This window comes from Pseudomonas sp. Sample_9 (assembly GCF_004307535.1).
GTDB classification, from domain to species: Bacteria; Pseudomonadota; Gammaproteobacteria; order Pseudomonadales; family Pseudomonadaceae; genus Aquipseudomonas; species Aquipseudomonas mercuritolerans.
Window position 1 is genome coordinate 45,701 of record NZ_RAZO01000063.1, and the last position, 3,504, is coordinate 49,204.

A 3,504-nucleotide genomic window follows, 5' to 3' on the forward strand; every position below is an offset into this window, starting at 1 on the left:
GCCGTCACCAGCATGCCACGGTTGACCAGTTGCCAGGTCCAGCCGCCCGGCGCGGCGCCGAGGTCGACGCCGGTCATGTCGCTGTGCAGGCGATCTTCCCACTGGTCGCGCGGAATGAAGTGGTGCCACGCCTCCTCCAGCTTCAAGGTCGAACGGCTGGGCGCCTCGCGAGGAAACTTCAGGCGTGGAATGCCCATCGGCCACATTGCCGAATTGCCGGCATCGGCCATGCCGAGGAACACTTCGCGTCCGCTTTTGAAGGTCAGCAACAAACGCGGCTTGCTGGCGTCTTCCACCAGTTTGTCAGCGGCGGTCAGCGCCTTGCGCAGCGGGCCTTCGAACTTTTTGCAAAAGTTCGACAGTTCCTTGCCGTCATTGGTATCGACCACTTCCAGCCACAGACTGCCAAACACCGGGAAATCGGCCATGTGCGCGAGGATTACGCTGATGCGATCGTTTTCCGGCAGATCGATGAAAAAGCCCCGCGCCCACTGCCGGGGGAAGATCAATTCGGCGAAACGCTGACCGCGCATCAGACGTTCGGCACCGTCCGCTTCGGTGCAGACAAACTCGGCGCAGGCCGCGGCTGTTTTGGCTTTGGCGTAACCGGCCACATTGAGACGGGCGGCGAGATCGGAAATCTCCGAACAGACTTCGCCTTCGAAGCCGGGCCGGCAATGCATGAATAGGGTGTTCATTCTTACTCCTGGGCAGCAGTCGATCATTCGACCGCTGCGCGATGCTCAAGCCTTGCGTTGCCGCAATGCCTGTCACGAAAACCGGCGCATGATAGCCGAAGTCGGAACCATGGTTACGCCGATAGAGTCCAGTTATTAGCCAGCTACTCAAAACAGGGCTAGGTTTAGTGCTCTGCCCGTCCCCTCAGTCCGTAGCCGTGCGGACTCAAAGGAGTGATCGTAATGCCGTCCCTCGATAGTCTGAAGTCACTGAAAACCCTACAAATCGACGCCACGACCTACCACTATTTCAGCCTGCCGGAAGCCGCCAAAAGCCTGGGCGATCTCGACAAGCTGCCGATGTCATTGAAGGTCCTGCTGGAAAATCTGCTGCGCTGGGAAGACGAAAAAACCGTCACCGGCGCTGACCTCAAGGCCATTGCCGCCTGGCTTAAGGAGCGCCGCTCCGATCGCGAAATCCAGTACCGCCCTGCCCGTGTATTGATGCAGGATTTTACCGGCGTCCCCGCCGTAGTCGACCTCGCCGCCATGCGCGCGGCAATGGCCAAGGCCGGCGGCGATCCGCAGCGGATCAATCCGTTGTCGCCGGTGGATCTGGTCATCGACCACTCGGTAATGGTCGACAAGTTTGCCAGCGCCAGTGCCTTCGAACAGAACGTCGACATTGAAATGCAACGCAACGGCGAGCGCTATGCCTTCCTGCGCTGGGGCCAGAGTGCGTTCGACAACTTCAGCGTGGTCCCGCCGGGTACCGGCATCTGCCACCAGGTCAACCTTGAGTACCTCGGCCGCACCGTTTGGACCAAAGACGAGGATGGCCGCACCTACGCCTTCCCCGACACACTGGTCGGCACCGACTCCCACACCACCATGATCAACGGCCTCGGCGTGCTCGGCTGGGGCGTCGGCGGGATCGAAGCGGAAGCGGCGATGCTCGGGCAACCGGTGTCGATGCTGATTCCGGAAGTGATCGGCTTCAAGCTCACCGGCAAGCTCAAGGAAGGTATCACCGCAACCGACCTGGTGTTGACCGTGACGCAGATGCTGCGCAAGAAAGGCGTGGTCGGCAAATTCGTCGAATTCTATGGCGACGGTCTCGCCGACCTGCCGTTGGCCGACCGCGCGACCATCGCCAACATGGCTCCGGAATACGGTGCGACGTGCGGTTTCTTCCCGGTCGACGATGTCACCCTGGAATACCTGCGCTTGTCCGGCCGGCCGCCGGAAGTGGTGAAACTGGTCGAGGCCTACACCAAAGCTCAAGGCCTGTGGCGTCTGCCGGGTCAGGAGCCGGTGTTCACCGACAGCCTGGCGCTGGACATGGGCAGCGTCGAAGCCAGCCTGGCCGGGCCGAAACGACCGCAGGATCGCGTCTCCCTGCCGAACGTCGCGCAGGCCTTCAGTGATTTCGTCGACCTGCAGTTCAAACCCACCAGCAAGGAAGAAGGACGCCTGGAAAGCGAGGGCGGTGGCGGCGTCGCCGTGGGCAACGCCGATCTGGTCGGTGAAGCGGACTACGAATACGAGGGCAAGACCTATCGCCTGAAAAACGGTGCCGTGGTCATCGCCGCGATCACTTCCTGCACCAACACTTCCAACCCGAGCGTGATGATGGCCGCTGGACTACTGGCGAAAAAAGCCGTCGAAAAAGGCCTGACACGCAAGCCTTGGGTGAAAAGCTCACTCGCCCCCGGCTCGAAAGTGGTCACCGACTACTACAAGGCTGCCGGGCTGACTCAGTACCTTGATCAGCTCGGGTTTTCGTTGGTCGGCTACGGTTGCACCACCTGCATCGGCAACTCCGGGCCACTGCCGGAGCCAATCGAAAAAGCCATTCAGAAAGCCGATCTGACCGTCGCGTCGGTCCTGTCCGGCAACCGCAACTTCGAAGGTCGCGTACACCCACTGGTGAAAACCAACTGGCTGGCCTCGCCTCCGCTGGTCGTCGCCTACGCACTGGCTGGCAGCGTGCGCACCGATATCAGCAGCGAACCGCTGGGCGAGGATCAACAGGGCAATCCGGTTTACCTGCGCGATATCTGGCCAAGCAGCGGGGAAATCGCCGAGGCGGTGAATCAGGTCAACACGGCGATGTTCCACAAGGAATACGCCGAAGTGTTTGCCGGCGACGAACAATGGCAAGCCATCGAGGTGCCGCAAGCGGCCACTTACGTCTGGCAGGACGATTCGACCTACATTCAGCATCCACCTTTCTTCGACGACATTTCCGGCCCTCTGCCGGAAGTGAAAGACGTCAAAGGCGCGCGGGTTTTGGCCTTACTCGGCGATTCAGTGACCACCGACCATATCTCCCCCGCCGGCAACATCAAGATCGACAGCCCGGCCGGGCGGTATCTGCAGGAAAAAGGCGTCGAACCGCGCGACTTCAACTCTTACGGTTCCCGTCGTGGCAATCATGAAGTGATGATGCGCGGCACGTTTGCCAACATCCGTATTCGCAACGAAATGCTTGGCGGCGAGGAAGGCGGCAACACCATTTACATCCCCACCGGGGAAAAAATGGCCATCTACGATGCAGCGATGAAATATCAGGCGTCGGACACGCCGCTGGTGGTGATTGCCGGTCAGGAGTACGGCACCGGGTCGAGCCGTGACTGGGCGGCGAAAGGCACCAATCTGCTGGGCGTCAAAGCCGTGATTGCGGAGAGTTTCGAACGTATTCACCGCTCGAATCTGGTCGGCATGGGTGTGCTGCCGTTGCAGTTCAAGCTTGATCAAAACCGCAAGAGCCTCAATCTGACCGGCAAAGAGACGTTCGAGATTCTGGGATTGACCGGCGTCGAGC

The 3,504-nt window shown here is 60.5% G+C and carries 2 protein-coding genes; one reads left to right on the plus strand and one right to left on the minus strand.

What is annotated here, in order from left to right; all coding sequences use genetic code 11:
• Positions 1–698 (minus strand): 23S rRNA (cytidine(2498)-2'-O)-methyltransferase RlmM (gene rlmM, locus D6877_RS03790; RefSeq protein ID WP_130909908.1); only part of this gene is annotated, 698 nt, incomplete at its 3' end.
• 222 nt (positions 699–920) lie between these two features.
• On the opposite strand from rlmM, the gene acnA reads away from it, so the two are divergent.
• On the plus strand, positions 921–3,504 hold a 2,584-nt coding region (acnA, locus tag D6877_RS03795; RefSeq protein ID WP_130909909.1), incomplete at its 3' end, for an aconitate hydratase AcnA.